We start from the raw sequence: 26587 nt of genomic DNA on the forward strand, positions 1-26587 counted from the left end.
CTTGCCATTCGCCCGACGCCTGATCGCCCTGGCGGTTCTGCCGCTGACGCTTGGAGCAGCGCCCGCCGATCTCACCGGCACATGGCGGGCGGAAGGCTATGGCCAGCTCCTGACGGTAACGGCCGGACGCCCGGCGCTCTACCATGTCGCCGGCCCCTATTGTTACCCTGACCCCGATACGGATGCCGGGCAGACGATCGTCGATCAGGACGCGACGATGCTCGATCCCGACCAAGTCGCGTTTTCGGAAGGCCAGGGCCAGACGCGCTATGTGTACCGGCGGATCGCCGCCCTGCCCGCCGCCTGCTGGACCGCGCGCTCTTGGTCCAGCAGCGACATCGCCAGCCTCGTCGCGGCGACTTTCGCCGACCTCTACCCCCGGACACCCCCACGCAAGCGCCACCGTCGACAGCTCGCAAAGCGGCTTTCCGCGATCCCGACCGACAGCACCCCCGCAACGCTGTACGACCGATTGGCAGCGGCACTCGATCCGCTGGACGACGCGCACGTCTCGCTGTCGGCAACGATCGACGGCGAAGACCGAAGCATGGAGAGCGGCGAGGCGCCGACGCTGCGTGCCGCCCGGCTTGACCCGGCGCTCGGCGCCGATCCCGCCGCCCGCGAGCGCGCGTGGAACGACCGCTATCGCACCGGCATCACCGCCCTGCTGGACGGCGGCGGCCATCTCGTCGCGCGTCGCCGCATCCTGTGGGGGCGGATCGGCCGAATCGGCTATATCAACATCCTGACCATGGGCGGGTTCGCCGAACAGGGGCAGGGCGAACTGGCCGCGCTGGACGCCGCACTCGATGCGGCACTGACCGATTTCCGCGACCTGCCCGGCGTCATCGTCGACGTCAGCAACAATCGCGGCGGTTATGACAGCGTCAGTCTGCGGATCGCCGGACGATTCGCCAGCCGCCCGACCCTCGGCTTTGCCAAGGCCCCGGTCGGAACGAATAGATGGCAGCCGTTCCGCGTCGAACCGTCGTCGCGGATGCGCTACGCCGGCCGGGTGACGCTGCTGACCAGCGACATTACCGTCAGCGCAGGCGAAACCTTCACCCTCGCGATGCGCGCGCTGCCCCATGTCCGGCATGTCGGCGGCCGGACCCGCGGCGCGCTGTCCGACCAACTGGTGAAGCCGCTACCGAACGGCTGGAGCCTGACGCTCCCCGCCGAAGCCTATCGCGCTGCCGACGGGAAATTCTACGAAGGCACCGGCATTCCGCCGGCCCGCGCCCTATCCCCGTTCCTGCCCGACCATGCCAGCGTCGTCGCCCGCCTCGCCTCGGCGATGACGGACGCTACTTGGTCACCAAGGTAACGATCGACAGCCCCGGCGGCATCGGCAAGCGCCCCAGCAGATGCCGTTCCAGCCGGAAGATCGCCTCGAACGCCTTGTTCAGCGGCTTGGGCGGCGGCGAGTCGTCGCTGTCGTCCTTGCCGGTCAGCTTGCCCGCGACCCGCGCCGCGACGGCGGCGGGAAACAGCAGCGAGTTGAAATAGCGCAGGCCGTTATGCTTCAGGCCCGCATCGGCAATCGCCTTGGCCAGCGTCGCCTTCGAATAGCGGCGATGATGATGGTTCACCACGTCGTGTGCGCTCCACATCCACTGGTGCGCCGGGACGGTGACCAGGATCTTGCCGCCGGGTGCCAACCGCTCGGCCATGCCGCGAAACGTCGCGACATCGTCCTCGATATGCTCGACGACGTCGAGGACCGCGATCATGTCATAGGTGCCAGTCACCCCCGCCAGCGTCGGCAGCGGCGCGGTGCCGACCGGCTTGCCCAGCCGCTCGCTGGCGATGGCGCGCGCCGCCGGATCGATCTCGATCGCGTCGACCTCGCCGAACGCCCCCAGCATCGGCAAATTGTGCCCGGTGCCGCAACCGATCTCGAGGATGCGCGAGCCCGGCTTCAACCCGGCATAGCGCTCGACATAGTCGGCCAGGATTTCGCGCCGCGCGCGATACCACCAATGCGTCGAGTCGTGCGCCGCCATGCGGTCATAAACGATGCGGTCCATCTTATCCGAATACCCATGAACGGTTGAGCGCGAAGGTGGCGAAGGGCGTGACCAGCACGGCGGGGACCAGCGGGCTCCAGTCGGGCAACCCGCCCAGATCGACCATGCCGAAGGTGAAGAGGCCGTTCAGCACCATGCCGAACCCCTGCACAAGCACGAACTTGATCGGCTGTTCGGCACCCTCGGTCCGCGTGCCATGGCCCTGAAAGCTCCAGCGGCCGTGCGCGAACCAGCCGAAGGTCGCCGCGACCACGAAGGCCGGGATCACCGCGACGAACGCATAGCCGGTCGGCAGGACATGATAGACCAGCGGCAGATACACCGCCGAATAGACCGCCGTCGCCAACAGTCCGACGATGCCGAAGCGGATCAACTGCCCCAGCACCCCATCCGCCATCAACCGTTCGATCCGCGCGATCACCCGCGTGCCACCCTTGTCCTTTGCGCGCCATCCGATACAGCGCGCCTGTTGCCACCATGGCAGGACAGCCGCCGTAGAATGCGTGGCGGCTTGGGGAAAGCGATTTTGACCGACACGCCCGCGCGCCTCACCGAACTCGACCGTCACTGGCGGCGCTGGCTGCTGCTCGCCTGGGTGGTGATCGCCGCGTGGTTCCTGTGGCAACGCTGGAACGCAGTCCATTGGCTGGCCCTGTCCGACACCGACGACAATATGCGCCTGATGCAGGTGCGTGCGTGGCTGGGCGGTCAGGGCTGGTACGACCTGCGCCAATACCGGCTGAACCCGCCGGGGGGATTGGACATCCACTGGTCGCGCCTGGTCGACCTGCCGATCGCGGGGCTGATCCTGTTGCTCAAGCCCTTTGCCGGGCCGGTCTGGGCAGAAAAGCTCGCGGTCGGCATCGCGCCGCTCTTGCCGATGGGCGTGGCGATGGCGGCGCTGGCGGTGACGGTGCGGCGGCTGGTGTCGCCGGTGGCATGGCCGTTCGCGATCCTGTTCCTGCTCGGCTGTTCGTCGACGCTGCTGATGTTCATGCCCGAACGCATCGACCATCATGGTTGGCAGCTCGCCTGCCTCGCCTGGACGGTCGCCGGCCTTGCCGATCCGAAACAGGCGCGCGGCGGCATGGTCGTCGGCCTGTCCTCGGCGCTATCGCTGACCATCGGGCTCGAACTCCTGCCCTATTGCGCGATGGCCGGTGCGATCGTCGCCCTGCGCTGGGTCTGGGAGCGGGCGGAGGCACGCCGCTTGACCGTCTATGGCGCGACGCTGGCGGGGGCGAGCGCGATCGGTTTCGTCGCCTTCGCCTCCAACGCCAATTACGCGATGCGCTGCGACGCGCTGACCCCGGTGTGGCTGTCGGCGGTGGTCGCGGGTGGCGCGCTGCTGGTGCTGCTGGCATGGATCGCGCCCGAAAACCGCCTCGTCCGTCTCGCGCTGGCGCTGGTCGCCGGCGGCGCGCTGGCCGGCGCCTTTGCCGCGCTGTTCCCGCAATGCCTGCAACGTCCCGAAGGCGTGTCGGAGGAGCTGGCCCGCACCTGGCTGAACAATGTGCGCGAGGCCAAGCCGCTCTATTCGATGCCCGGCCGCACCATTCTGCCGATCGTCACCGGACCGATCATCGGCCTCCTCGGCACCATCTTCGCCACGTGGCGCGCACGCCGGTCGCCGACGCTCGTGCCATGGGCGGCGATCACGCTGTTCACCGCCTTCGCCGTCGCGATGCTGTTCTGGCAGATCCGCGCCGGCCCGGCGGCACAGCTGCTGGCGGTGCCCGGCGCGGTCGCCCTCGCCTGGGTGCTGCTGCCATGGCTGCTGTCGCGCAATAGTGCGATCGTGCGGGTACTCGGCAGCGTCGCGGCGGTGCTGGTGCTGGGCAGCTTCGCGGTCGATCCGGTGGTGCGTGCACTCTCCAGCCTGCCCGCCGCCGGTGTCGGCAAGAGCGTGCGCATCAAGCCGCAGGACGCCCGCACCAAGCAGGTGCTCCGCGCGGGCGCCCGCTGCGCCAGCCTGCCCGCGCTACAGGCGCTGAACCGGATTCCGGCGGCGGTAATGTTCACCCATGTCGATCTCGGGCCCCGCCTGATCGTCGCGACGCATCATGACGGCATCACCGGCCCGTACCATCGCAACGGCGACGCGATCCTCGACGTGCATCACGCGTTCCAGGGCGATCCGGACAATTTCCGCACCATCGCCCGGCGGCATGGCGCGACCTATCTGCTGACCTGCCCCAACATGGCGGAGACGACCGTTTACCGCGCCCGCTCGCCCGGCGGCTTCTACGACCTGCTGGCGCATGGCAAGGTGCCGGGATGGCTGACCCCGGTGCCGCTGCCCAAGGGGTCGCCGCTCAAGCTGTGGCGGATCGACTATCGATGATCCCGCCCGCCGTTATCGAGTATTGGCAACAGGCGTTCGGCAGCGGCCGATGCGTATTCGACGACGGCCGGGTTTCGCTGCGCAGCGACGAGTCGCTCGGCGAAACCTATGTCATGATCCTGACGCGGCGCGACGGGACGGCGGCGGTCGCCATCGCCCCGGCGCTTGCCCGGCGCACCGGCCTGTCCGACACGACGCCGATGCGGATCGCCGCGATCCGGGCGAGGCTGTCGGAGCATGGCATACGCCTGCACGATCCCGATCACCTCTTCTATCGTGTGCCCTCACCGGGACGTTCGTCGGGGCAGCACACCGTCCGCCGGCTCGGCCCCGGCGACCGCCACGCGTTCGAGCAATTTCGCGACGCAGCCTCGGCGCAGGACATGGACGCAGCATGGGTCGAATTCGACCATCCAGTCGTGTTCGGCGGGTTCGACGGCGACCGGATCGTTTGCGCCGCCAGCATGTTGCGCTGGCACGAAAGCCCGCTCGGCGATCTCGGCGTGCTGACCCTGCCGGAGGCGCGCGGTCGCGGTCTGGGCCGCGCGGTCGTCGGCGCGATCGCCGACCATGCCGTCGAGTCGGGGCTGGAACCGCAATATCGCTGTCAGACCGACAATCTCGCCTCGATCGCCCTCGCCCGATCGGCCGGGTTCGAATCGCTCGGCGAATGGGAAGTCATCCGCACGCCGCACGACTGAACGCAAAACGCCCGCCCCTTTTCAGGGACGGGCGTCGCGACCCGGGAAGGTCGTCGCGCTTAGCGGGCGGCAACCACCGCGGCGCTCGGCAGCGGCTTGGCGATGCGGAAGCGGACCGCGCGGCCGCCGACGTCGCCGGTCACGGTGCGGTCGCGCACCACCAGGCGGAACGGTTCGCCGGTCGTCTTGACGGTGCCCGAGAGGACGGTCTCGCCCTTGTCGGTGACGCTGCGATTATAGTCGAACTTGTACCCGTCGCGCTCGATCTCGTTGGCCGAGGCGAGGGTCGGGATCAACATGCCCGCAGCGACGAGGGCAACGCGAAAGGCGGCGGCGGCGGCAAAGCTGCGCATGGGTCTGTCTCCGGTCGGTTGAAGGTTCGACGCTCGGGCGTCGTTCGTTGACCGGAGATATGATTGGTGCAGCGCAACATCGCAGCTGCACAGGTTCTTACCGCAATTGCAGAAAACGAAATCGTTATTCGGGCAGGAAACGATGCACCACGTCGCGCGCCAGCCGCGCCGGACGCTTGGTGATGGCATCCAGCGAACACCAGGTACTCTGCACCTCGGCCAGCACCTCCTCGCCGCGCTTGATCAGCGTGGAGAAATAAGCCCGCACGCCCTCCACCCGTTCGGCCACCACCGTGGCGACGATCGGATCGTCGAGGAAGGCGGGCCGGCGATAGGTGATCTCGTGCTTCAGCGCGACCCACAGATGCTTGGCGACCGCATCGGCCGGGGCGACCCGCTCCCAATAGGCGACCACCGCGTCCTGTACCCATGACAGGTACACGGCATTGTTGACGTGCCCCATATGGTCGATGTCGCCCGGAGCGACGGCAAGCGGATGCTGATGTGCCATGGGGAGAGCGTGGGGGTTGCTGACACGGGAGTCAATGAGAGTCGCGGCGGATTGGGCGATTGCGACACCCTTATGACGGCCCGCGCCGGCCACTATCCCTGCCGCGACTACCCGACCCTATCGTCACCCCGGACTTGATCCGGGGTCCCGCTTCTTCTGCTGCTGTCGGTAAAAGCGGGACCCCGGGTCAAGCCCGGGGTGACGGAACAGGTTACGCCTTGCCCACCACGCTCTCGGGCAGGTCCTTGCCGAACACCCGCTGATAATATTCCGCGACCAGCGCCCGCTCCGCCTCGTCGCACTTGTTCAGGAACGACAGGCGGAACGCGAAACCGACGTCACCGAAGATCAGCGCGTTCTGCGCCCAGGTGATGACCGTCCGCGGCGACATGACCGTCGAGATATCGCCGTTGACGAAGCCGCGCCGGGTCATGTCGGCCACGCGCACCATCTTCTCGACCGTCTCCTTGCCGCCGACCTTGTCGTACTCGCCCGACTTGGCGAGCACGATCCGCGCCTCGGTCGCGGCGGGCAGGTAGTTCAGCGTGACGACGATGTTCCACCGGTCCATCTGCCCCTGGTTGATCTGCTGCGTGCCGTGATACAGCCCGCTCGTATCGCCCAGACCGACCGTGTTGGCGGTCGCGAACAGCCGGAAATACGGGTTCGGCCGGATCACGCGGTTCTGGTCGAGCAGCGTCAGCTTGCCCTCGGTCTCCAGCACGCGCTGGATCACGAACATCACATCGGGGCGGCCCGCGTCATATTCGTCGAACACCAAAGCGGTCGGCGTCTGCAGCGCCCAGGGCAGCAACCCCTCGCGGAACTCGGTGACCTGCTGCCCGTCCTTCAGCACGATCGCGTCGCGTCCGATCAGGTCGATCCGGCTGATATGCGCGTCGAGGTTGATGCGGATGCACGGCCAGTTCAGCCGCGCCGCGACCTGTTCGATATGGGTCGACTTGCCGGTGCCGTGATAGCCCTGCACCATCACCCGCCGGTTGTGCGCAAAGCCCGCCAGGATCGCCAGCGTCGTGTCGGGATCGAACACATAGGCCGGATCTGCATCGGGCACGCGTTCGTCGGCGACCGAAAAGGCGGGGACTTCGAGGTCGCTGTCGATGCCGAACATCTCGCGCACCTTCACCATCCGGTCGGGCGCGCTCAGGATCGTGGTTTCGGACGGCTGGGGCAGGGTATCGGTGGTCATGCGGGCCTTTCGCGTGGGCGCGTATTGATGCGCCGCAGCGGTCTTTAGGACGAAGCGGGCCGCCTACTCAACCTTCGGCGGCAATCGGAACAGCGTCGTGAACCGTTCGGCGATGGCGCGGTTCCCCTCCAGCGCGATTGCCCCTTCGGCCACCGCCGCCGACAAAGGCTTCGCGCCGAACACGACCGGCAGGAACGCCGAAGGGCGGCCGGACAAGGTTGCGTCCGCCGCTCCCAGCCCCCGCGTCACCGACAGCGCCCCGGACGCCAGTTCGGCGACATAGGGATCGTCGCCCAGCCGGAACGCGACCGTCGCGCACCAGTCCCCTGCCCGCTCCGGCACCAGCAGCATCTTCAGCGCCAGCATCAGCGACACCGCCGAAAACGGCAGCGAGGGATCGTGCGTCGGCGACCGGAGCGCCCATTTCGCCAGCGCCAGCACCACCGGCTCCGCCTCATAGCCCCAGCGGGTCAGCGCATAGACCTGCGCATTGGCGGGCGGCGGCAGGCGCAGCCGCTCGACGATCCCCGCCGCCTCCAGTCCCGCCAGCCGCTGCGTCAGGACGTTGGCGCTGATCCCGGGCAGGCCGGCGCGTATCTCCCCGAACCGGCGCGGCCCCAGCAGCAGCTCGCGGATCAGCAGCAGCGCCCAGCGTTCGCCGACATATTCCATGCCCAGCGCCGCGCCGCAGGCATCGTCATAGCGCCGCTTGGCATCAATAGTTACTTTTTCTAACTCCATCGTTGCTTTTTCTAACCCCGACGCGCATCCAATACAAACAGCGATTCGGTTGAGCCGGGGAGAGGGTGCCATGCCGAAGATGATTTTCGTGAACCTCGCGGTCGCCGATGTGCCCGCGGCGACGCGCTTCTACGAAGCGATCGGCTTCGTGAAGGACGGCCGATTCTCGAACGAACGCGGGTCGGGCATGACCTGGTCGGAGAGCATCCACGTCATGCTGCTCGACCGCGCCTTCTACGCGACCTTCACGCCCAAGCGGATCATCGATGCGAAGACCGAAAGCGGCGTGCTGCTCGCCCTCTCGTTCGACGACCGTGCCGGCGTCGACGCGATCACCGAGGCCGCATTGGCGGCGGGCGGGCGCGAACTGCACGATCCCGAGGACGAAGGCTATATGTACAGCCGCGCGTTCGAGGACCTCGACGGTCATGGCTGGGGTCCGTTCACCATGGACATGGCGGCGGCGGAGGCCGCCCATGCGGAGGGCGCGGCATGACCCGCCCGGTCATCACCGCCTTCGACTGGGTGCCTGATTTCGCGCAGGGCCAGGTCCGCGACCTGCGCGTCCGCTGGATATTGGAGGAAGCGGGCCGGCCCTATGACGTCCACTATCTGTCGCAGGGCGCGCAGAAGCGTTCCGACCACCGCGCGCGCCAGCCCTTCGGACAGGTGCCGACCTATCAGGACGGCGACCTGACGCTGTTCGAATCGGGCGCGATCGTGCTGCACCTTGCCGAACGCCACGGCGTGTTGCTGCCGACCGATCCGGCGGGCAAGGCACGCGCGACCGAATGGCTGTTCGCCGCGCTCAATACCGTCGAACCGCCGATCATGGACCATGCCGTCGCCACCCTGTTCGAACGCGACGAACCCTGGTCGAAACCGCGCCTGCCCGCGATCGACGCGCGCATCGCCGAACGCTTTGGCGAGGTCGCGGCGCGGCTGGGCGACCGGGAATGGTATGACGGCGCGTTCAGCATCGGCGACCTGATGATGGTCGCGGTGCTGCGGATCATGGAGGGCAGCGAACAGCTCGCCGCGCATCCGACGCTCGTCACCTATGTCGAACGCGGCACCGCCCGCCCCGCCTTTCACCGCGCGCTCGCCGCGCAACTGGCCGGGTTCACCGGCAAACCGCCCGCCGGCTATGCCGAATGGGTGGCCAAGGGAGACTGTGCATGACCTATATCGACGGGTTCGTGACCCCGGTGCCACGCGCCAACCGCGCGGCTTACGAAGCCCATGTCGCGCAGGCGGCGGCGATCTTTGCCGATCTCGGCGCGACGCGCCTGGTCGAATGCCGGGGCGACGACGTGCCGGCGGGCACCCATACCGGCTTCGCGCGCTCGGTCGCGCTGGCCGATGATGAGGAGGTGCTGTTCAGCTGGATCGAATATCCCGACCGTGCGACCCGCGACCGCGTCGGCGCGGCGATGATGGCCGATCCGCGCATGGCCGAACTCGACATGCCGTTCGATGGCAAGCGCATGATCTATGGCGGGTTCGACGGGGTGATGGTCAGCGGCGACGACGCCACGCCCGGCTATGTCGATGGCTGCCTGACCCCGGTCCCGGCCGACAGCCAGGACGCCTATCTCGCCTTCTCGGCCGAATCGGCGCAGGTCTTCCGCGATCACGGTGCGCTGCGCGTCGTGGAGGGTTGGGGCGACGACGTGCCGCCGGGCAAGCACACCGACTATGCCCGCGCCGTCGATCTCCGGGATGGGGAGGTCGCCTGCTATTCGTGGATCGAATGGCCGTCAAAGGACGTGCGCGACAGCGGCTGGCAGGCGATGATGGCCGACCCGCGCATGGCCGACCGCGCCCTGCCCTTCGACGGGAAGCGCATGGTCTATGGCGGCTTCACCCCCATCTTCGATCGACACATGGGAGCAGGCGCATGAACCGCCGGGGCGATTTCGTCTGGTACGAATTGCTGACCCGCGACGTCGATGCGGCAGCCGCCTTCTATGGGGACGTCGTCGGCTGGACCGTGCAGGATTCCGGCACGCCCGGCATCGACTATCGCCTGTTCACCACCGCCGCCGGCATTCCCGTCGCCGGGCTGATGGCGATGCCGCCGGGCATGCCGGCCTCGACCTGGCTCGGCTATGTCGCGGTGGACGATGTCGATGCGGCCGCGGCCGATTTCGTCGCGAACGGCGGTACGCAGCACATGCCGCCCATGTCGATGCCCGGCGTCGGCCGCATGGCGATGCTGACCGATCCGCAGGGCGCCGCGCTCTACCTGATGCGCAGCGAAAGCGCCGAACCCAGCGCATCGTTTCAGGATGCGAACGGCGCGACGCCCGGCCATTTCGTATGGAACGAACTGACCGCCCCCGATCAGGACCGGGCCATCGCCTTCTATACCGCCCGCTTCGGCTGGCGACAGGAAGGTGCGATGCCGATGGGTCCGCTCGGCGAGTATAAATTCCTGCTGAGCGGCGATACGGCGATCGGCGCGGCAATGGGCACCTTCCCCGGCGCCCAGCCCGGCTGGCAATATTATGCGATGGTCGCCGATATCGACCATGCCGCGGCACGGATCACGGCGGGCGGCGGCACGATCCTGCAGGGTCCCGACCAGATCCCCGGCGGCAGTTACTCGGTCGTCGCCAGCGACCCTATGGGAGCACGCTTCGGACTGGTAGGATCACGCCCATGATCCCTGAACACGAACTCGCCATCGAACGCCGCATCCCCGCCCCCGTCGAAACCGTATGGCGGGCCTGGACCGACCATCTGCCCAAATGGTGGGCGCCGCGTCCGTGGACGACCGAACTGCTCGGCCTCGACCTCGTACCCGGCGGCCGTTTCGCCACCACGATGCGCGGGCCCAATGGCGAGGCGATGACCGGCGAGGGCGTGATCCTCGACGTCGTGCCCCACGAACGCATCGTGTTCACCAACGCCTTCGCACCGGGCTGGATATCGCAGCCGCAGCGGCTGACCTTCGTCGGCGTCTTCACCTTCGAAGCCGATGGCGACGGCGCCACCCTCTACCGCGCCGCGGCCCGGCACTGGGACGACGAGACGGCGAAGATGCACGCCGAAATGGGGTTCGAGGGCGGCTGGGCGATGGTCGCGCAACAGCTGGAGGCGGTGGCGCTCGGGTTGGGGTGAGCCACCCTCACCAGTCACCATTTCCCCACTCCGTTTGCTTCGAGCGCAGGTTCGAGCCTGTCGAGAACCGAAGTCGAGAAGGGGTTGCCCCAAACACAGGGTTCTCGACGGACGCTTCTCGACAAGCTCGAAGCTGCTCGAACCAAACGGGGTGGGTAATGGGGGGCAGTAAGCCCCTCACGCAAACGCAGCCGCCCCCTTCAACTGCTGATACGCCGCAATCACCTTCTGCAACGCCGCCTCATGGCTGCGATCCCCGCCATTGCGGTCGGGATGATATTGCCGCACCAGCTCCGAATAGCGCTTGCGCAGGCCCGTCCGGTCGACATCGACCGCCAGCCCCATGACCTTCAGCGCCGACCGGTCCGCCGGGCTGAGCGGCCGCCCGTCCTGCCGCTCGGCCCGCGCCTCGCGCACACCCCGGAACTTCGCGCCGATCGCATCCAGCGGATCGGCGAAGTCGGCCCAGGCCGGCCCCGGATCGGTTCCCGCCCGTGCAAAGGCGCGCGTCTCCCGCTCCCATCCGGCATAGGGCCGCTGCGCATCGTGGATCTCCTCCGCGGTCATGCCGGCGAAGTAGTTATACCCCGCGTTGAACGCGCGGATATGGTCGAGGCAGAACCAGCGATAGGCGCTCGGCCGGTCGCCGCCCTGCGGTGCGCCCTCCAGCGGCGGCGCGCGGAACTCGCCCGCCTCCGGGCACCCCGGCACCTCACACGGCCGCCCGTTCGCTTCGACCCGCCCATGGAACCGGGCATTGGGGCGATCCTTCGATATTCTCTCGCGCGCCACGCGACTCCCTCTGGCAAAGCGCGTTATATAGGTCGCATGACCGACACCGCCACCATTCCGCTCGCCGACCTGATCGCCACCCGCCTGACGGATGCCCTGTCGCCGACAACACTCACCGTCACCAACGACAGCCACCACCATGCCGGCCATATGGGCGACGACGGTACGGGAGAGACCCATTTCTCGGTCGATATCGTCGCCGATGCCTTTGCCGGACAGTCGCGCGTCGCGCGGCAGCGGCTGGTCAATCGCGCGCTGGCCGATCTGCTCGCGACCCGCATTCATGCGCTGGCGATCCGCGCCCGCGCGCCCGGAGACGCCGATTGATCTACGACCTGTGGTACTGGCCCACCATCCAGGGGCGCGGCGAGTTCGTCCGCCTGCCGATGGAGGCCGCCGGCATCGACTATCGCGACTGCGCCCGGATTGAGGGGGTGGAGGCGATGCAGCGCCACCTCGCACGCCAGCCCCGCGCGCCCTTCGCCCCGCCCTTCCTCGAACTCGAAGGGATGCGCCTGGCGCAGGTCGCCAACATCCTGCAATATCTGGGCGAGCGCCACGGCCTTGCCCTCTCCAGCATCCGCGACCGGCAATGGGCGAACCAGTGGCAGCTGACCATCGCCGATCTGATCGCCGAAGTGCACGCGGTCCATCACCCGGTCGCCATGTCGGCCTATTATGACGAACAGCGCCCGGAATCGGCGCGCGCGGCGCAGCAGTTCCTGCAGGAACGCCTGCCCAAATATCTGGGCTATTTCGAAACCCTGATCAGCGAACATGGCGGGGCATGGGCGATCGACCATCGCTGGACCTATGTCGACACCTCGCTGTTCCAGCTGGTCGAGGGGCTGCGCTACGCCTTTCCGCAGCGCATGGCTACGCTCACCGGCGACATCCCGCGCCTGATCGACATTCGCGACCGGGTCGCCGAACTGCCCGGAATCGCCGCCTATCTTGCCAGCGACCGCCGGATCGCGTTCAATACGGACGGCATCTTCCGCCATTATACCGAACTGGACGCCGACTGATGGAAAACGACCGCTTCTTCCTTCAGACGATTCAGCCGGTCACCCACGATCTCGGCGGGTTCAAGGTGCACCGCACCCTGCCGACCAGGACCCGTACGATGGTCGGCCCGTTCATCTTCTTCGATCAGATGGGCCCGGCCGAACTCGACCCCGGACAAGGGATCGACGTGCGCCCCCATCCGCACATCAACTTGGCCACCGTCACCTATCTGTTCGGCGGGGCGATCGACCATCGCGATTCGCTGGGCACCTTCGCCCGGATCGAACCCGGCGCGGTCAATCTGATGACCGCCGGCCACGGCATCGTCCATTCCGAACGCTCCCCTGCCGACGAGCGTGCCGGCGGCCCGCTCCTCTCGGGCATCCAGACGTGGCTGGCGGTGCCGGAGTCCCATGAGGAAATGGACCCCGCGTTCGAACATGTCGAAGCTGCGAAGCTGCCGGTCGTCTCCGCCAGCGGCGCGACCGCGCGCGTCGTCATGGGCGATTTGTGGGGCGCGTCGGCCCCGACCACCCAGTACGCCGCGACCATCTATGCCGATATCGTGCTGGAGCCGAACGGCGCGATCCCGATCGACGCCGGCGCCGACGAACGCGCGCTCTACCTGACGCACGGCGATGCGGCGCTCGACGGTGTGAACCTCGAACCGATGACGCTCTACGTGCTGCGCCCCGGCATCGCCGCCACGCTGCGCTCGTCCGCCGGCGCACGCGTGATGCTGTGCGGCGGGGAAGCCTTCACCACCCCACGCTTCGTGTGGTGGAATTTCGTCTCCTCGCGCCGCGACCGCATCGATCAGGCGAAACAGGATTGGAAGGCGGGCAACTTCCCGAAGGTGCCCGACGATTCGGAAGAGTTCATTCCGATTCCCGAAATTCCCAAGACGGTGAGCTATCCATGACCGAACTGCGCCGCATCGCGCTGTCGACCGGCGTCGCGCTCGATGTGGCGATCGCCGGGAACCCCGCGCATCCGGCGCTGATCTTCCTCCACGGCTTTCCCGAATCGCACCGGACATGGCGGCACCAGCTGCCCGAATTCGCCCGCGACCATCATGTCGTCGCCCCCGACCAGCGCGGCTTCGCCAAGTCCGATAAGCCGCCGGCAGTCGCGGACTATGCCCCGGCGCGCATCGTCGCCGACCTGATCGCACTGGCCGACGCGCTCGGGATCGCCCGCTTCACGCTGGTCGGCCATGACTGGGGCGGCGCGATCGCATGGATGGCCGCGCTCAACCATCCCGACCGTATCGAGCGGCTCGTGATCTGCAACGCCCCGCATCCTTTGGTCTTCCAGCGCTCGCTGTTCGACGATCCCGATCAGCGTGCCGCGAGCCAGTATATGACCCGGTTCCGCGATACGTCGCTGGACAAGGGGTTGACGGGGACCGGCCTGGAACATTTCTTCACGAACGGCTTCGCCCGGTTCGTCACCCGCGCCATCGCGGGCGAGGACAAGGCGGCCTATCTCGACGAATGGGGCAATCCCGGCGCGATGACCGCAATGCTCAACTGGTATCGCGCTTCCCCGATCATCGTCCCCGCGCCCGGCGAACAGCCCGACCGCCCGGCATGGCTCGACGGCCCCTTCCCGCCGATACCCCAGCCGACATTGGTGATCTGGGGCATGCAGGACCATGCGTTGCTGCCGGTGCAGCTCGACGCGTTGCCCGGCTATGTCCCCGACCTGCGCGTGGTGAAGGTGGAAGCCGGGCATTTCGTGCCGTGGGAGGCACCGGAGGCGGTGAATGCGGCGTTGCGAGGGTGGCTCGGCTCTGCGGCGGACAGACCCGTTCGTCCTGAGTAGCCATTGAGCTTGTCGAAATGGCGTATCGAAGGACCTCGACAGGTACTTCGATACGGGTCTTCGACTGCGCTCAGCCCCTACTCAGCATGAACGGTCGGGATAGGCGCCCCTCTTGCCACCCACCCGTTCAGTTCGAGCAGCTTCGAGCGAAGTCGAGAAGCGTCCGTCGAGAACCCGGTCGCTCGGGGCACCCCCTTCTCGACTACGGTTCTCGACAAGCTCGAACCTCCGCTCGAAGCAAACGGAGGGGCGGGAGAAACTACCCCCGAACCTGCTTCGCCACCGAATCGAGCAGCCCGTTCACGAACCCCTTCTCGCGCCGGTCGTAGAACGCATCCGCCACGTCGAGATATTCGCTGATGACCGCCGCCACCGGCACATCCGCCCGCGCCAGCAACTCATAGGTCCCCGCGCGCAGGATCTGGCGCATCGGCTTGTCCAGCCGCTCGATCGTCCACCCGGACGACAGCTTGGTCGAAATCAGCGCGTCGATCTCCTCGCGGCGGGCATCGACGCCCTTGACCACATCGTCGAAGAAATGGACGTCGGCCTCGGCATATTCGACGTCCTCGATCGTCGCGCCCAGCCGGTGCTGGTGGAATTCGTGGAGCAGCGCCGGGATCGGCGTCGCTTCCATCTCATGCTGGTACAGCGCCTGCACGGCGGCCAACCGGGCGGCGGCGCGGGCCTGACGGGCGCCTCGCGGACGGGAAGTCTTGCTGGTCATAAGCGCCGCCCCATAGCGCCACCTTGGGTGGCAAGTCGAGGGGGCGCTTTCCTACAGCCGCGGACGGTGACAGGATGGGACCGCTCTTTGAACCGTCCGCCCCGCGAACACGCCAGTCCCCCCGGCGCCCCAATCGCGCACGAGTGTGAACTTAGTGAACTTTGAACCGAAACCTTCCCCCTGCCGCGGGAGTAGCCGCGCCGCTACCGAAAGCCGCAACCCAGGGCCGCCACGGGCAAAGCCCGTGCCGTCGGACGGCGCTGCCCGCGCCGCCGGCCGGACGCGCTTCGTGCGGCTCGGTGCAGCTACGCTGCCCCGTTGCCCGGCGCGTCCAACCGGATCGCCACCGACCGCGCATGCGCCGGCAGCCCTTCCGCCCCGGCCAGCGTGACCGCCGCCGGCCCGATCCTCGCCAGCGCCGCCGCATCCAGCCCCAGGAAGCTGGTCCGCTTCATATAATCCAGCACCGACAGCCCCGACGCAAAGCGCGCCCGCCGCCCGGTCGGCAGTACATGGTTCGGCCCCGCGACATAATCGCCGACCGCTTCCGGCGTATAGCGCCCCAGGAACACCGACCCGGCATGCCGTACCGCCCGGAACAGCGGCTCGGGATCGCCGACCGCCAGCTCCAGATGCTCGGGCGCCAGCCGGTCGACCAGCGGCATCGCATCGCTGAGCGTCGGCACGATCACGATCGCGCCGTTCGCATCCCAGCTCGCCCGCGCCACCTGTCCGGTCGCCAGCTGCGCGATCTGGTCATCGACCGCCTTCGCCACCGCATCGCCGAAGCCGGCATCGTCGGTGAACAGGATCGACTGGCTGGTCGGATCATGCTCGGCCTGGCTCAGCAGGTCAGCGGCGATCCATGCCGGATCGTTCTGCCCGTCCGCCACGACCACGATCTCCGACGGCCCGGCGACCATGTCGATCCCGACCACGCCGTACAGCTGCCGCTTGGCCTCCGCGACCCAGGCATTGCCGGGGCCGGTCACGACATCGACCGCCTTGATCCGGTCGGTGCCATAGGCGAGCGCCGCGACCGCCTGCGCCCCGCCGATCCGCCACACCTCGTCCACCCCGGCCAGCGCAGCGGCAGCGAGGACTAGTTGGTTCACCTCGCCCTTGGGCGTCGGCGTGACCATCACGATCCGCTCGACCCCGGCGACCTTGGCCGGGACCACGTTCATCAGCACCGACGACGGATAGGCGGCACGCCCGCCGGGCACATAGACCCCCGCCGCCGCGACCGCGCTCCACCTGGCACCCAGCCGGACGCCATCGGCATCGACCTCGTCGCGATCCTCGGGCCGCTGCTTGGCGTGGTACGCCGCGATCCGGTCATGCGCCAGTTCCAGCGCCGCGCGCAGCTCCGGGTCCAGCCCGTCCAGCGCCGCGCGGCAGTCGGCCAGCTCGATCCGCCATCCGGTCGCATCCGGATCATGCCCGTCGAACTTCTCGGTAAAGGCCCGGACCGCCGCATCCCCTTCCTCGCGCACCGCGCGCAGGATCGCGGTCACGTCGCGCGCCACGTCGCTGTCGGCCTCGCGCCGCGCATCGACCAGCGCGGCGAAGTCGGCGGCGAACCCCGCCGCACTCACGTCCAGCCGGATCATGCCGCCACCGCCCGGCGGAACGCATCGACCAAAGGCACGACCTGTTCGCGCGTCTTGAACGCCGCACGGTTGACGACCAGCCGCGACGTCACCTCGGCGATGGTTTCGACTTCCACCAGCCCATTCTCCTTCAGCGTGCGGCCCGACGATACCAGATCGACGATGCGCGGCGCGAGGCTCAGCACCGGGGCCAGCTCCATCGCGCCGTTCAGCTTCACGCACTCCGCCTGAACGCCCCGCGCCGCGAAGTGGCGCTGGGTCGTGTGCGGATATTTGGTGGCGATCCGCACATGGCTCCACCCGCGCGGATCGTCGGTCGCGGCCATGCCCGCCGGTTCTGCGACCGAGATGCGGCAATGCCCGATCTTCAGGTCGACCGGCGCGTACAGCTCCGAATAGTCGAACTCGGCCAGCACGTCCGACCCGACGATGCCCAGCTGCGCCGCGCCATGTGCCACGAACGTCGCCACGTCGAACGCGCGCACGCGGATCAGGTCGATGTCCGGCCGGTCGGTCCTGAAGCGCAGCGCGCGGCTGTCGGGATCGCGGAACGCCGCTTCGGGCACGATGCCGGCGCGCGCCAGCAGCGGCATGGCTTCGTCGAGGATACGCCCCTTGGGCACGGCGATGATGATGGGATCGGTCATGGGCACGGCGGGCTTTACTTGGGGTGCGGGGCGGGCGCAACAGACGCCCCATGGCCGACGAACCGACGAATCGCCAAGCCTTTCGCCAGCAGGCCGCGTTCTGCGCGGCGATGGACGCGCCGATCACCGCGCGGGTGTGCGAGGCGCTGGCCGACGCCCTGTCGCGCGACGGCGCGACGGGCCGGCGCACGCTCGACTGGCCGGGCGACCCGATCCCCGATGCGCTGCCGCTCCGCCTCGTCGGAGGTCTCCACGCGCTGGCCCGGTCCGGCATCGATCCTGAGCTGACCGCGCTGTTCGCGGGCGAAGGCGAGCCGCAGGCGATCCTGCGCCGCGTGCTGGTCGAACACGACGCCGCGCTGCTGCCGTGGCTCGACGGCCCGCCACAGACCAACGAACCGATGCGCTCAGGCGTCCTGATGGCCGGTCTGCTGGAGGTTGCAAAGCGCCACGGCCCGGCGGTCGAGCTGCTGGAGATCGGGTCGAGCGCCGGCCTCAACCTGCTGATCGACCGCTACCGGTTCGATCTGGGCGGTACGACAGTCGGTCCCGAAGACGCCCCGGTCACCATCCGTCCCGAATGGAACGGGCCGCCGCCACCCGCCGTCCTACTGCACATCGCGTCGGTGCGCGGCGTCGACATCCAGCCGCTCGACGCCACCGATCCTGCCATCGCCACCCGCCTCGCCGGCTATATCTGGGCCGACCAGCCCGAACGGCAGGAACGGCTGGCGGCGGCCATCGCCATGCAACGCGCCCGACCGGTCGATCTGGTGCAGGGCGATGCGGTCGACTGGCTCCGCGCTCGCCTTGCCGAACCGCAGGCAGCGGGCGTCACCCGCGTCCTGATGCACTCGGTCGTCTGGCAATATCTCGGCGACGCCCGCCGCGCCGCGATCACCGCGATGATCGACGAAGCCGCCGCCCGCGCCACGTCCGACCGCCCGCTCGCCTGGGTCCGGATGGAGCCGGATCGCGTGCTGCAACGCCAGGAGCTGATCGTGCAAAGCTGGCTCAGCCATGGCGATCGCCGGATGCTCGCCACCGCCCACGCCCATGGCGCGTGGATCGCGGGCGTGTGACCGAAGCCGACTTCCTCGCCGCGCTACGCCGCCTGCCGCTCCATGCCGGGGCACATGGCCTCACCGACGATGCCGCACATCTGGGCGACCTGATCCTCACCAAGGACATGGTCGTGGCCGGCGTCCATTTCCTGCCCGACGACCCGCCCGCCGACGTGGCGTGGAAACTGGTCGCGACCAACCTGTCCGACCTCGCCGCCAAGGGCGCGGTGCCCCTCGGGGTGATGCTGGGCTACCCGATCGGCGAGGAGGCGTGGGACCGCGCGTTCCTCGCCGGCCTCGACGAGGTACTGCGCACCTTCGGCTGCCCGCTGCTCGGCGGCGACACGGTGAAGCTCCCGCCCGACGCCCCCCGCATCCTCTCGCTGACCGCCCTTGGCCGCAGCGCCCATGCCCCCCGCCGCGACGGCGCGCGCGCCGGCGATGGCCTGTGGATAACCGGCACGATCGGCGATGCCGGCGCGGGCCTCGCCATCGCGCAAGGTGCGGCGGGACCGGCGTCACTCCTCGCCCGCTACCGCCGCCCGATCCCGCGCCTCGCCGAAGGACAGGCACTGGCGCCGATCGTCCACGCGATGATGGACGTGTCCGACGGCCTGCTGATCGACGCGCGACGCATGGCCTCGGCGAGCGGCCTTGCGGTCACGATCGACCTCGCCGACGTACCCGTGTCGGACGACCTCAAGGCATTCGGCCACGACGCCCTGACCGCTGCCACCGCCGGCGACGATTACGAACTGCTCTTCGCCTGCGACGGCGAGCCACCGGTCGCCGCCACGCGGATCGGCACGTTTGCGACAGGCGAAGGGCTGCACCCGCTCCAGAACGGTCAGCCCATCCCCCTGCCCGACCGCTTGGGCTACCAGCACTGACGAAACTTGGCCTCATCCCAGCGGAGGCTGGGATCTCAAGCCACTCTTGCGGCGTGCTATCGCCGGAAGATCCCAGCCTTCGCTGGGATGACGCGAGTTGTAGCATAACAGGGTCGGGTTTCTCCCCCGTAATATCCCTTGCGCCCCCCGCCCATCGGCATAAGCTGCGTCCCTTCAAGGGCATCGACCCGACGAGACAGCCGGGCCGCCCCACGCAGGGAGGGGTTTGCGGATGACGATCGTCTATCTGGCCATGGCATGTGCGGCGCTCGCCGTGCTCTACGGCATCTTCACCAGTATGCAGGTATTGCGCGCACCGGCCGGCGATACGCGGATGCAGGACATCGCCGCCGCCATCCAGGAGGGGGCCAAGGCCTATCTCGGCCGCCAGTACCGCACCATCGCCATCGTCGGCGTGATCGTCGCGATCATCCTGTTTCCCACACTTGGCGCGCTGTCGACCGTCGGCTTCGTCATCGGCGCGGTGCTGTCGGGCGTGGCGGGCTATGTCGGGATGGAGATTTCGGTCCGCGCGAATGTCCGCACCGCGGAGGCCGCACGCGGGTCGTTGCAGGGTGGCCTGACCATGGCGTTCCGATCGGGCGCGATCACCGGCATGCTGGTCGCCGGGCTCGGCCTGTTCGCGATCGCGGGCATCTTCTGGTACCTCGTCGCCATCGCGGGCCATGGTCCGGGCGACCGCGAAGTGGTCGAGGCGCTGACCGCGCTGGCCTTTGGCGCCTCGCTCATCTCGATCTTCGCGCGGCTGGGCGGCGGTATCTTTACGAAGGCGGCGGACGTCGGCGCCGATCTGGTCGGCAAGGTCGAAGCCGGCATCCCGGAGGACGACCCCCGCAACCCCGCCGTCATCGCCGACAATGTCGGCGACAATGTGGGGGACTGCGCCGGCATGGCCGCCGACCTGTTCGAAACCTATGTCGTGACCATCGGCCTGACCATGGTGTCGATCGCGCTGCTGGTGCAGGCACCGCCCGCCGAACTGCTCCGCCTGATGGCACTGCCGCTGGTGGTCGGCGGGGTGTGCATCATCACCTCGATCCTCGGCACCTACATGGTCCGGCTGGGCAAGGGCCAGTCGATCATGGGCGCGCTGTACAAGGGATTCTGGACCACCGCGCTGCTTGCCGTCCCCGCCATCTATTTCGCCGCCAGCTGGGCGCTGGGCGACCTGAACGCCGTCATTGGCGGCGCGGGCTTCCTCGATCCCGGCGGCGACACGCTGACCGTCGAAGGGGCGATGGGCGCGCAGGCCCCGGTCGCCGGCACCGCCTTCACCGGCATGGACCTGTTCTGGTGCATGATGATCGGCTTGGGCGTGACCGCCGCGCTCGTATGGATCACCGAATATTACACCGGCACGGCCTATCGCCCGGTCAAGTCGATCGCGCGGGCGAGCGTCACCGGCCATGGCACCAACGTCATTCAAGGGCTGGCGATCAGTCTCGAATCGACCGCGCTGCCGACGCTGGTGATCGTCGTCGCCGTCGTCGCCTCCTACCAGCTGGCCGGCATCATCGGCGTCGCCTTCGCCGCGACCGCGCTGCTGGCGCTGGCCGGCATGGTCGTCGCCTTGGATGCCTATGGCCCGGTCACCGACAATGCCGGCGGCATTGCCGAAATGGCGCAGCTGCCCGACGAGGTCCGCCACCGCACCGACGCGCTGGACGCGGTCGGCAACACGACCAAGGCGGTGACCAAGGGCTATGCGATCGGCTCCGCAGCCCTTGCCGCCCTCGTCCTGTTCGGCGCCTACACCACCGATTTGCGGTTGTTCTTTCCCGATCTGACCGTCGATTTCTCGCTGTCCAACCCCTATGTCATCGTCGGGCTGTTGCTCGGCGCGCTGCTCCCCTATCTGTTCGGGGCGTTCGGCATGACCGCGGTCGGTCGCGCGGCGGGGTCGGTGGTCGAGGATGTCCGCGCACAATTCGCCGCCGACCCCGGCATCATGGCCGGCACCAGCCGCCCGCAATATGGCCGCACCGTCGACATCGTCACCCGCGCCGCCATCCGTGAGATGATCATACCCTCGCTCCTCCCCGTCCTCTCACCGGTAGCCGTCTATTACATCGTCATGTGGGTCGCCGGGCAGGCGCAGGGCTTCGCGGCACTGGGCGCAATGCTGCTCGGCGTCATCGTCTCCGGCCTGTTCGTCGCCATCTCGATGACCAGCGGCGGCGGCGCTTGGGACAATGCCAAGAAATATATCGAGGACGGCAATCATGGCGGCAAGGGATCGGAGGCGCACAAGGCGGCGGTCACCGGCGACACGGTGGGCGATCCGTACAAGGACACCGCCGGCCCGGCGGTCAATCCGATGATCAAGATCACCAACATCGTCGCCCTGCTACTGCTCGCCGCGCTCGCCGGGGGTGGCGCGGCGTAACGAAAAGCGGATTGCGCCCCGCCGGGCGCGCGCTACCATCGCGCCCGAACGGCGGGGGCTTTTCGATCAGGACGGACGGACGTTGCCGGGGGGCAGCGCCGCGTGCCGCCCGCCCCGCCGCACACGGGGGACCAGAATGCGGCTGTTGCCATGGATCGGATTAGCGCTCGCCACCGCCCTGCCGGCGCAAAGCCCGCCGGCTGCACCCGCCGTCGATCCGGCAACACCCGTCCCGATCGCCGCCTTCGCCGAGCTTCCCCTGCTCGAATCGCCCAGGCTGTCGCCGGATGGCTCCCGCCTGCTGGCCAAGGGCGCGGTGAACGGGCGGCAGGCGCTGCTGCTCACCTCGCTGATCGATCCCAAGCAGCGGCACACGATGGGCGCGCCCGAGGATACCGACATCAACTGGTGGCGCTGGGTCAATGACGACTGGGTGCTGATCGGGCTGGGTGCACAGCAGGATTATTTCGGTCAGGAAATCTACGTCACCCGCGTGCTGGCGATCAGCACCGACCTGAAGACCACGCGCAAGCTCGACTGGACCCGGTCCGGGGTCTATGCCGACGACGTACTGTGGGTGGCGCATGACGGTTCGCCGCGCATCCTGCTGTCGAAACAGACCGGCATCGATACCGAGGCCGATTTCCAATATTCGGTGTTCGAGATCGACGTATCGACCGGCAAGACCCGCCGCGTCGCCGAAGGGCGTCCCAACGTGCACAAATGGTATGCCGATGGCGACGGGCAGGTCCGCGCCGGCTATCAGTATAACGATGCCACGCGCGGCTCGGTGCTGCTTTACCGCGCGAACAATGGCGAGGCGTTCCGCCCCATCGCCCGCCGCGTGCGCAAGGACGAGGACGGGATGACCATCCCGCTCACCTTCCGTGCCGACGGCACCAGCGCCGTCGCCTTCGACGACGAAGGCGGCTTCACCGCGCTCTACGAAGTCTCGCTGCCCGACCTGAAACTCGGCAAGAAGCTCTATGCGCTGGATGGTTACGACGTCGACGGCATCCTCGACAACGCGGAGGAAAACGACGTCATCGGCGCGCAGGTCACCGACCGCCACGGCCATTCGGTCTGGTTCGACCAGACGCTGAAGGAATTGCAGGAAGCGATCGACGGATCGGTCGGCGACCGCCGCGCCCGTATCGTGTCGTGGAACCGCACCCAGACCCGCTTCCTCGTCGAGGTCGGCACGCCGTCACAGCCCGGCGGGCTCTATTTCTGGGACACCCGCAATGCGAAGATGAACCGCTTGGCCTGGAACAGCCAGTCGTTGCAGGGCCGCCGCCTCTCGCCGGTCAGCACGATCCGCTACGCCGCACGCGACGGCACGCCGATCGAAGCCGTACTGACCATGCCGCGCCACCGGATCGGGCAGAAGAACCTGCCGCTGATCGTCCTGCCGCACGGTGGCCCCTTTGCGCGCGACAGCGAGGGCTGGGACTGGTGGACGCAATATCTGGCCGAGATCGGCTATGTTGTCGTCCAGCCCAATTATCGCGGATCGTCGGGCTATGGCCGCGCCTTTGCCAAGAAGGGCGAGGGCGAATGGGGCCTGAAGATGCAGGACGACCTGAACGACGCGGTCACCCATCTGGCCAAGCAGGGGATCGCCGATCCCAAGCGCGTCTGCATGGTCGGCGCATCCTATGGCGGCTATGCAGCGATGCGCGCCGCGCAGCGCGACGGCGGCCTGTATCGCTGCGCGATCAGCTATGCCGGTGTATCGGACCTGGCGGCGCTGCGCCGCTATGACAGCCAGTTCCTGAACGGCCGCACCATCGGCGACTGGCTGAAGACCCAGGCGCCCGATTTCCAGCTGATCTCGCCGCGCTTCCACGCCGCCGATTTCTCGACCCCGATCCTGCTGATGCACGGCAAGGTCGACAAGCGCGTCCCCGTCGCCCAGTCGCGCGCCCTCGCCGCCGAACTGAAGAAGGCGGGCAAGCCTTATCGCTATATCGAACAGCCGCTGGGCGACCATTTCTTCTCGCGCAGCGAAGACCGGCTGCAATTCCTCACCGAGATGACCGCGTTCCTGAAGGAGCATAATCCGTCGTGATGATGACACTAGCTGAACCCTGCACGTCACCCCGGGTTTGACCCGGGGTCCCGCTTCTTCTGGCACGGTTGGAAAAGCGTCACCCCGGATCAAGTCCGGGGTGACGGCTGACGGGAAACCCGAAGCCACCCTTGCCCTCCCCGCCGCCGCCCCCTATTTCACCCCCCACAGCATCGACCGGCCGTGCCAGCCACGGGTCCGGTCGTTCGTGCTTTCCTTTTTTGCGTTTAGCGCCTATGGGAACCCGCCCGGTTGCCGGTGCGCCATAATTTCACGAGGTATCTGTTTGGCGAAGGAAGAACTTCTCGAAATGCGCGGCCAGGTGGTCGAACTGCTGCCCAACGCGATGTTCCGCGTCCGGCTCGAGAACGATCACGAGATCCTGGGGCACACCGCCGGCAAGATGCGCAAGAACCGCATCCGCGTGCTGGTCGGCGACGAAGTCCTCGTCGAACTGACCCCCTATGACCTGACCAAGGGTCGCATCACCTACCGCTTCAAGTAAGCGGCCCCCGCGTGTCCGGACCGACGGCCATGCGCCTGATTCTCGCCTCGACCTCGCCCCGCCGCCGCGACCTGCTGGCGCGGATCGGTGCGGTGCCCGATCGGGTCGAGGCACCCGATATCGACGAAAATCCGCTGAAGGGCGAACTCCCGCGCCCCTACGCCCTGCGCCTTGCCGAGGCGAAGGCGCGCGCGATCGGGCCTCAGGACGGCGCGGTCGTGCTGGCCGGCGACACGACCATCGCGCTTGGGCGCCGCATCCTGCCGCCCGCCACCACCGAAGACGTCCAGCGCGAACTGCTCGGACTGTTGTCGGGCCGGCGTCACCACTGCCTGTCCGCCGTCTGCGTGCTGATGCCCGATGGCAAGGCGCGAATCCGCATTGCCGACACCATCGTCGCCTTCAAGCGGCTCGAGCCGCGTGAGATCGACGCCTACATCGCCTGCGGCGAGGGGCTGGGCAAGGCCGGCGGCTATGCGATCCAGGGCCGCGCGGAAGCGTTCGTCCGATTCTTGTCGGGCAGCCATTCAGGCGTGATCGGCCTGCCGCTGTTCGACACGCGCGCGCTGCTCGAAACCGCCGGCGTCCCGCTTGGCTGACTGGATCGTCGAGCGCGGCATCGGCGAAATCCGTGCCGCCCGCATCGTCGATGACGAGATCGTAGAAGCACGGATCGAACCGGACGACGCGCTGCTCGCCGGCACGATTCTCCCCGCCCGCCTCGTCCGCCGCATTACCGTGCGCAACGAAGGCATCGTCGCGTGGGACGGCGGCGAGGCGCTGCTCCACCCCCTGCCCCGTGCGGTTACCGAAGGGGCGACGCTGCTGGTCGAGATTACCCGGCCTGCCACCCCCGAACCCGGCAAGCCCAAGCGCGCCCGCGCCCGCCCCGCCCTGCCCGACGCCTTTCCGGGCGATGGCCCCTCGCTCGCTGCTCTGCCTGGTGCCCGCATCGTCGGCCCGTTCGACCGCGACCTGCTGGGCGAGGCGGGCTGGCCGTTGCTGATCGAGGAGGCGATGACCGGACAGGTCGGCTTTCCCGGCGGGGCGCTGAGCATATCGCTCACCCCCGCCATGACGCTGATCGACGTTGACGGCGACGTGGCCCCCGCCGACCTCGCGATTACCGGCGCGCGCGCGGCGGCGCGGGCCATCGCCCGGCTCGACCTTGCCGGATCGATCGGCATCGACCTGCCGACGGTCGGCGACAAGGCCGTGCGCCTCGCTGCCGCCGAGGCGATCGACGCCACCTTGCCGCAACCCTTCGAGCGGACCGCCGTCAACGGCTTCGGCTTTCTCCAGATCGTCCGCCGCCGCAGCCGCGCGTCGCTGCCCGAACTGTTCGCCCATGTCCCCGCCCATGCCCGCGCGCTGCTGCGTCAGGCGGAGCGCGACCGGGGCAGCGGCGAACGCACGCTCACCGCACATCCCTCCGTCATCGCCGCCATCGCCGCGCGGCCCGACTGGGTGCAGGCGGTCGAACGCACGCTCGGCGCCACGCTCGCCTTGCGGGGCGACGCCGGCCTCGCCATATCCGCCGGCCATGTCCAGGCCCGCTTCCCGTAACAACTGCCCGCTGTGTTCCGCACCGACGGACGCTGCCTATCGTCCCTTTTGCAGCCGCGGCTGTCGCGACCGCGACATGTTGAACTGGATGGGGGAGGGATATCGGATTCCCGGTCCGGCCGCCTCGTCCGACGAAAAAGGTGAAACCGGGCTGGACAGCGACGATTCGCAACGCTAACAGGCGCGCTCTCCCGGACATCCGGGCGTGCCCAGGTAGCTCAGTTGGTAGAGCATGCGACTGAAAATCGCAGTGTCGGCGGTTCGATCCCGTCCCTGGGCACCATCACTTCCCCATCGATGAAGCGACCCATCCGGCTGAGCGACAGTCTCAGCGCGACGCGACCGATTCGAACCAGATCATCTCGGTGCGCCAGCCGCGCTCGCCCGCCAGCGTCGCCACCTTGTCGCGCCAGTCGCTACCGCGGCTGCCGAGCGGCGGGGCGAGCACCGCCGG

30 protein-coding genes and 1 tRNA gene are annotated in these 26587 nt (G+C 68.3%); 21 read left to right on the forward strand and 10 right to left on the reverse strand.

Annotated features, from left to right (window positions below; translation table 11 throughout):
• Position 1: 1 nt before the first annotated feature.
• A complete protein-coding gene (locus tag AVT10_RS16315) occupies positions 2-1327 on the forward strand; it encodes a S41 family peptidase (protein WP_066693898.1) in 1326 nt (441 codons plus the stop codon).
• Here AVT10_RS16315 and AVT10_RS16320 read toward each other — a convergent pair.
• Together AVT10_RS16320 and AVT10_RS16325 are read right to left on the reverse strand one after the other, a co-directional pair.
• Positions 1308-2030: a class I SAM-dependent methyltransferase gene (locus AVT10_RS16320; protein ID WP_066693899.1), complete on the reverse strand. Its 723-nt coding sequence runs from the start codon at positions 2028-2030 to the stop codon at positions 1308-1310. The two genes, AVT10_RS16315 and AVT10_RS16320, sit on opposite strands and share 20 nt — an antisense overlap.
• Before the next feature lies 1 nt (position 2031).
• Entirely contained in the window at positions 2032-2451 is a 420-nt protein-coding gene (locus AVT10_RS16325; RefSeq protein ID WP_232308060.1) for a GtrA family protein, read from the reverse strand.
• A gap of 105 nt (positions 2452-2556) precedes the next feature.
• On the opposite strand from AVT10_RS16325, the gene AVT10_RS16330 reads away from it, so the two are divergent.
• Together AVT10_RS16330 and AVT10_RS16335 are read left to right on the forward strand one after the other, a co-directional pair.
• Positions 2557-4374 (forward strand): AcrB/AcrD/AcrF family protein, encoded by a 1818-nt coding sequence (locus tag AVT10_RS16330; RefSeq protein ID WP_232308061.1) that lies wholly within the window; start codon positions 2557-2559, stop codon positions 4372-4374.
• Complete coding sequence (locus AVT10_RS16335) at positions 4371-5075, forward strand: GNAT family N-acetyltransferase (RefSeq protein WP_066693903.1); 705 nt, start codon at positions 4371-4373, stop codon at positions 5073-5075. Before AVT10_RS16330 ends, AVT10_RS16335 begins: the two co-directional genes overlap by 4 nt.
• A gap of 59 nt (positions 5076-5134) precedes the next feature.
• On the opposite strand, the gene AVT10_RS16340 is transcribed toward AVT10_RS16335, so the two are convergent.
• From AVT10_RS16340 to AVT10_RS16355, 4 genes are all read right to left on the reverse strand, one after another.
• The gene (locus AVT10_RS16340) at positions 5135-5428 is read right to left on the reverse strand and encodes a hypothetical protein (RefSeq protein WP_066693904.1); all 294 of its coding nucleotides are present in this window, start codon (positions 5426-5428) and stop codon (positions 5135-5137) included.
• Positions 5429-5552: 124 nt separating this feature from the next.
• Positions 5553-5939 (reverse strand): acyl-CoA thioesterase, encoded by a 387-nt coding sequence (locus AVT10_RS16345; protein WP_055758154.1) that lies wholly within the window; start codon positions 5937-5939, stop codon positions 5553-5555.
• A 211-nt stretch (positions 5940-6150) separates the two neighbouring features.
• A complete protein-coding gene (cobS, locus tag AVT10_RS16350; RefSeq protein WP_066693907.1) occupies positions 6151-7149 on the reverse strand; it encodes a cobaltochelatase subunit CobS in 999 nt (332 codons plus the stop codon).
• A gap of 63 nt (positions 7150-7212) precedes the next feature.
• Positions 7213-7890 (reverse strand): winged helix-turn-helix transcriptional regulator, encoded by a 678-nt coding sequence (locus AVT10_RS16355; RefSeq protein WP_066693910.1) that lies wholly within the window; start codon positions 7888-7890, stop codon positions 7213-7215.
• A gap of 70 nt (positions 7891-7960) precedes the next feature.
• On the opposite strand from AVT10_RS16355, the gene AVT10_RS16360 reads away from it, so the two are divergent.
• From AVT10_RS16360 to AVT10_RS16385, 5 genes are read left to right on the forward strand one after another with little or no spacing between them, the layout of a single operon-like run.
• The gene (locus tag AVT10_RS16360; RefSeq protein ID WP_066693912.1) at positions 7961-8386 is read left to right on the forward strand and encodes a VOC family protein; all 426 of its coding nucleotides are present in this window, start codon (positions 7961-7963) and stop codon (positions 8384-8386) included.
• Entirely contained in the window at positions 8383-9072 is a 690-nt protein-coding gene (locus tag AVT10_RS16365) for a glutathione S-transferase family protein (RefSeq protein WP_066693914.1), read from the forward strand. The genes AVT10_RS16360 and AVT10_RS16365 overlap by 4 nt, the downstream gene beginning before the upstream one ends.
• The gene (locus AVT10_RS19000; RefSeq protein ID WP_084401815.1) at positions 9069-9794 is read left to right on the forward strand and encodes a DUF1428 domain-containing protein; all 726 of its coding nucleotides are present in this window, start codon (positions 9069-9071) and stop codon (positions 9792-9794) included. The genes AVT10_RS16365 and AVT10_RS19000 overlap by 4 nt, the downstream gene beginning before the upstream one ends.
• Positions 9791-10558: a VOC family protein gene (locus AVT10_RS16380; protein ID WP_066693916.1), complete on the forward strand. Its 768-nt coding sequence runs from the start codon at positions 9791-9793 to the stop codon at positions 10556-10558. Before AVT10_RS19000 ends, AVT10_RS16380 begins: the two co-directional genes overlap by 4 nt.
• A complete protein-coding gene (locus AVT10_RS16385; protein ID WP_066693920.1) occupies positions 10555-11016 on the forward strand; it encodes an SRPBCC domain-containing protein in 462 nt (153 codons plus the stop codon). Before AVT10_RS16380 ends, AVT10_RS16385 begins: the two co-directional genes overlap by 4 nt.
• A gap of 177 nt (positions 11017-11193) precedes the next feature.
• Here AVT10_RS16385 and AVT10_RS16390 read toward each other — a convergent pair whose 3' ends face one another.
• Positions 11194-11808 carry a J domain-containing protein gene (locus AVT10_RS16390; RefSeq protein ID WP_066693923.1) on the reverse strand — a complete coding sequence of 205 codons (615 nt, stop codon included), beginning with the start codon at positions 11806-11808 and terminating at the stop codon, positions 11194-11196.
• A gap of 36 nt (positions 11809-11844) precedes the next feature.
• On the opposite strand from AVT10_RS16390, the gene AVT10_RS16395 reads away from it, so the two are divergent.
• From AVT10_RS16395 to AVT10_RS16410, 4 genes are read left to right on the forward strand one after another with little or no spacing between them, the layout of a single operon-like run.
• Complete coding sequence (locus tag AVT10_RS16395; RefSeq protein WP_066693931.1) at positions 11845-12135, forward strand: BolA family protein; 291 nt, start codon at positions 11845-11847, stop codon at positions 12133-12135.
• Positions 12132-12836, forward strand: a complete 705-nt coding sequence (locus tag AVT10_RS16400; RefSeq protein ID WP_066693933.1) for a glutathione S-transferase — start codon at positions 12132-12134, stop codon at positions 12834-12836. Before AVT10_RS16395 ends, AVT10_RS16400 begins: the two co-directional genes overlap by 4 nt.
• The gene (locus tag AVT10_RS16405) at positions 12836-13738 is read left to right on the forward strand and encodes a pirin family protein (protein ID WP_066693935.1); all 903 of its coding nucleotides are present in this window, start codon (positions 12836-12838) and stop codon (positions 13736-13738) included. Before AVT10_RS16400 ends, AVT10_RS16405 begins: the two co-directional genes overlap by 1 nt.
• Positions 13735-14643 (forward strand): alpha/beta fold hydrolase, encoded by a 909-nt coding sequence (locus AVT10_RS16410; protein WP_066693940.1) that lies wholly within the window; start codon positions 13735-13737, stop codon positions 14641-14643. Before AVT10_RS16405 ends, AVT10_RS16410 begins: the two co-directional genes overlap by 4 nt.
• A 259-nt stretch (positions 14644-14902) precedes the next feature.
• Here the strand turns inward: AVT10_RS16410 and nusB are convergent, their stop codons facing one another.
• From nusB to hisG, 3 genes are all read right to left on the reverse strand, one after another.
• Positions 14903-15370 carry a transcription antitermination factor NusB gene (gene nusB, locus AVT10_RS16415; RefSeq protein ID WP_066693942.1) on the reverse strand — a complete coding sequence of 156 codons (468 nt, stop codon included), beginning with the start codon at positions 15368-15370 and terminating at the stop codon, positions 14903-14905.
• Between the two features lie 305 nt (positions 15371-15675).
• The gene (gene hisD / locus AVT10_RS16420; protein WP_066693944.1) at positions 15676-16983 is read right to left on the reverse strand and encodes a histidinol dehydrogenase; all 1308 of its coding nucleotides are present in this window, start codon (positions 16981-16983) and stop codon (positions 15676-15678) included.
• Positions 16980-17630: an ATP phosphoribosyltransferase gene (hisG, locus tag AVT10_RS16425; RefSeq protein WP_066693950.1), complete on the reverse strand. Its 651-nt coding sequence runs from the start codon at positions 17628-17630 to the stop codon at positions 16980-16982. The genes hisD and hisG overlap by 4 nt, the downstream gene beginning before the upstream one ends.
• A 50-nt stretch (positions 17631-17680) precedes the next feature.
• Between hisG and AVT10_RS16430 the strand changes: the two genes are divergently transcribed.
• The 9 genes from AVT10_RS16430 to AVT10_RS16470 all read left to right on the forward strand — a co-directional run bounded on the left by AVT10_RS16430 (position 17681) and on the right by AVT10_RS16470 (position 26416).
• Entirely contained in the window at positions 17681-18712 is a 1032-nt protein-coding gene (locus tag AVT10_RS16430; protein WP_066693952.1) for a DUF2332 domain-containing protein, read from the forward strand.
• Positions 18709-19584: a thiamine-phosphate kinase gene (gene thiL / locus AVT10_RS16435; RefSeq protein ID WP_066693981.1), complete on the forward strand. Its 876-nt coding sequence runs from the start codon at positions 18709-18711 to the stop codon at positions 19582-19584. The genes AVT10_RS16430 and thiL overlap by 4 nt, the downstream gene beginning before the upstream one ends.
• 232 nt (positions 19585-19816) lie before the next feature.
• On the forward strand, positions 19817-21991 hold the full coding sequence (locus AVT10_RS16440) for a sodium-translocating pyrophosphatase (protein ID WP_066693955.1): 2175 nt from the start codon (positions 19817-19819) through the stop codon (positions 21989-21991).
• Positions 21992-22127: 136 nt separating this feature from the next.
• Complete coding sequence (locus tag AVT10_RS16445; protein ID WP_066693957.1) at positions 22128-24062, forward strand: alpha/beta hydrolase family protein; 1935 nt, start codon at positions 22128-22130, stop codon at positions 24060-24062.
• Positions 24063-24348: 286 nt separating this feature from the next.
• The gene (infA, locus tag AVT10_RS16450) at positions 24349-24567 is read left to right on the forward strand and encodes a translation initiation factor IF-1 (protein ID WP_003049127.1); all 219 of its coding nucleotides are present in this window, start codon (positions 24349-24351) and stop codon (positions 24565-24567) included.
• 29 nt (positions 24568-24596) lie between these two features.
• Positions 24597-25166 (forward strand): Maf family protein, encoded by a 570-nt coding sequence (locus AVT10_RS16455; RefSeq protein WP_066693959.1) that lies wholly within the window; start codon positions 24597-24599, stop codon positions 25164-25166.
• A complete protein-coding gene (locus tag AVT10_RS16460) occupies positions 25159-26133 on the forward strand; it encodes a ribonuclease (RefSeq protein ID WP_066693961.1) in 975 nt (324 codons plus the stop codon). Before AVT10_RS16455 ends, AVT10_RS16460 begins: the two co-directional genes overlap by 8 nt.
• A complete protein-coding gene (locus AVT10_RS16465; protein WP_066693964.1) occupies positions 26111-26311 on the forward strand; it encodes a DNA gyrase inhibitor YacG in 201 nt (66 codons plus the stop codon). The genes AVT10_RS16460 and AVT10_RS16465 overlap by 23 nt, the downstream gene beginning before the upstream one ends.
• Positions 26312-26340: 29 nt before the next feature.
• Positions 26341-26416 (forward strand) — tRNA-Phe (locus tag AVT10_RS16470).
• Positions 26417-26587: the final 171 nt, after the last annotated feature.

Source organism: Sphingomonas hankookensis, from assembly GCF_001619955.1.
GTDB lineage: Bacteria > Pseudomonadota > Alphaproteobacteria > Sphingomonadales > Sphingomonadaceae > Sphingomonas > Sphingomonas hankookensis_A.

What these genes read in the sequence shown, in the direction of transcription:
- AVT10_RS16320 (WP_066693899.1), bottom strand. Translation starts at nt 2,030, where the DNA reads ATGGACCGCATCGTTTATGACCGCATGGCGGCGCACGACTCGACGCAT.
- AVT10_RS16335 (WP_066693903.1), top strand. Translation starts at nt 4,371, where the DNA reads ATGATCCCGCCCGCCGTTATCGAGTATTGGCAACAGGCGTTCGGCAGC.
- AVT10_RS16340 (WP_066693904.1), bottom strand. Translation starts at nt 5,428, where the DNA reads ATGCGCAGCTTTGCCGCCGCCGCCGCCTTTCGCGTTGCCCTCGTCGCT.
- AVT10_RS16345 (WP_055758154.1), bottom strand. Translation starts at nt 5,939, where the DNA reads ATGGCACATCAGCATCCGCTTGCCGTCGCTCCGGGCGACATCGACCAT.
- cobS (WP_066693907.1), bottom strand. Translation starts at nt 7,149, where the DNA reads ATGACCACCGATACCCTGCCCCAGCCGTCCGAAACCACGATCCTGAGC.
- AVT10_RS16355 (WP_066693910.1), bottom strand. Translation starts at nt 7,890, where the DNA reads ATGGAGTTAGAAAAAGTAACTATTGATGCCAAGCGGCGCTATGACGAT.
- AVT10_RS16360 (WP_066693912.1), top strand. Translation starts at nt 7,961, where the DNA reads ATGCCGAAGATGATTTTCGTGAACCTCGCGGTCGCCGATGTGCCCGCG.
- AVT10_RS16365 (WP_066693914.1), top strand. Translation starts at nt 8,383, where the DNA reads ATGACCCGCCCGGTCATCACCGCCTTCGACTGGGTGCCTGATTTCGCG.
- AVT10_RS19000 (WP_084401815.1), top strand. Translation starts at nt 9,069, where the DNA reads ATGACCTATATCGACGGGTTCGTGACCCCGGTGCCACGCGCCAACCGC.
- AVT10_RS16380 (WP_066693916.1), top strand. Translation starts at nt 9,791, where the DNA reads ATGAACCGCCGGGGCGATTTCGTCTGGTACGAATTGCTGACCCGCGAC.
- AVT10_RS16385 (WP_066693920.1), top strand. Translation starts at nt 10,555, where the DNA reads ATGATCCCTGAACACGAACTCGCCATCGAACGCCGCATCCCCGCCCCC.
- AVT10_RS16395 (WP_066693931.1), top strand. Translation starts at nt 11,845, where the DNA reads ATGACCGACACCGCCACCATTCCGCTCGCCGACCTGATCGCCACCCGC.
- AVT10_RS16405 (WP_066693935.1), top strand. Translation starts at nt 12,836, where the DNA reads ATGGAAAACGACCGCTTCTTCCTTCAGACGATTCAGCCGGTCACCCAC.
- AVT10_RS16410 (WP_066693940.1), top strand. Translation starts at nt 13,735, where the DNA reads ATGACCGAACTGCGCCGCATCGCGCTGTCGACCGGCGTCGCGCTCGAT.
- nusB (WP_066693942.1), bottom strand. Translation starts at nt 15,370, where the DNA reads ATGACCAGCAAGACTTCCCGTCCGCGAGGCGCCCGTCAGGCCCGCGCC.
- hisD (WP_066693944.1), bottom strand. Translation starts at nt 16,983, where the DNA reads ATGATCCGGCTGGACGTGAGTGCGGCGGGGTTCGCCGCCGACTTCGCC.
- hisG (WP_066693950.1), bottom strand. Translation starts at nt 17,630, where the DNA reads ATGACCGATCCCATCATCATCGCCGTGCCCAAGGGGCGTATCCTCGAC.
- AVT10_RS16430 (WP_066693952.1), top strand. Translation starts at nt 17,681, where the DNA reads ATGGCCGACGAACCGACGAATCGCCAAGCCTTTCGCCAGCAGGCCGCG.
- AVT10_RS16440 (WP_066693955.1), top strand. Translation starts at nt 19,817, where the DNA reads ATGACGATCGTCTATCTGGCCATGGCATGTGCGGCGCTCGCCGTGCTC.
- AVT10_RS16445 (WP_066693957.1), top strand. Translation starts at nt 22,128, where the DNA reads ATGCGGCTGTTGCCATGGATCGGATTAGCGCTCGCCACCGCCCTGCCG.
- AVT10_RS16455 (WP_066693959.1), top strand. Translation starts at nt 24,597, where the DNA reads ATGCGCCTGATTCTCGCCTCGACCTCGCCCCGCCGCCGCGACCTGCTG.
- AVT10_RS16465 (WP_066693964.1), top strand. Translation starts at nt 26,111, where the DNA reads ATGTCCAGGCCCGCTTCCCGTAACAACTGCCCGCTGTGTTCCGCACCG.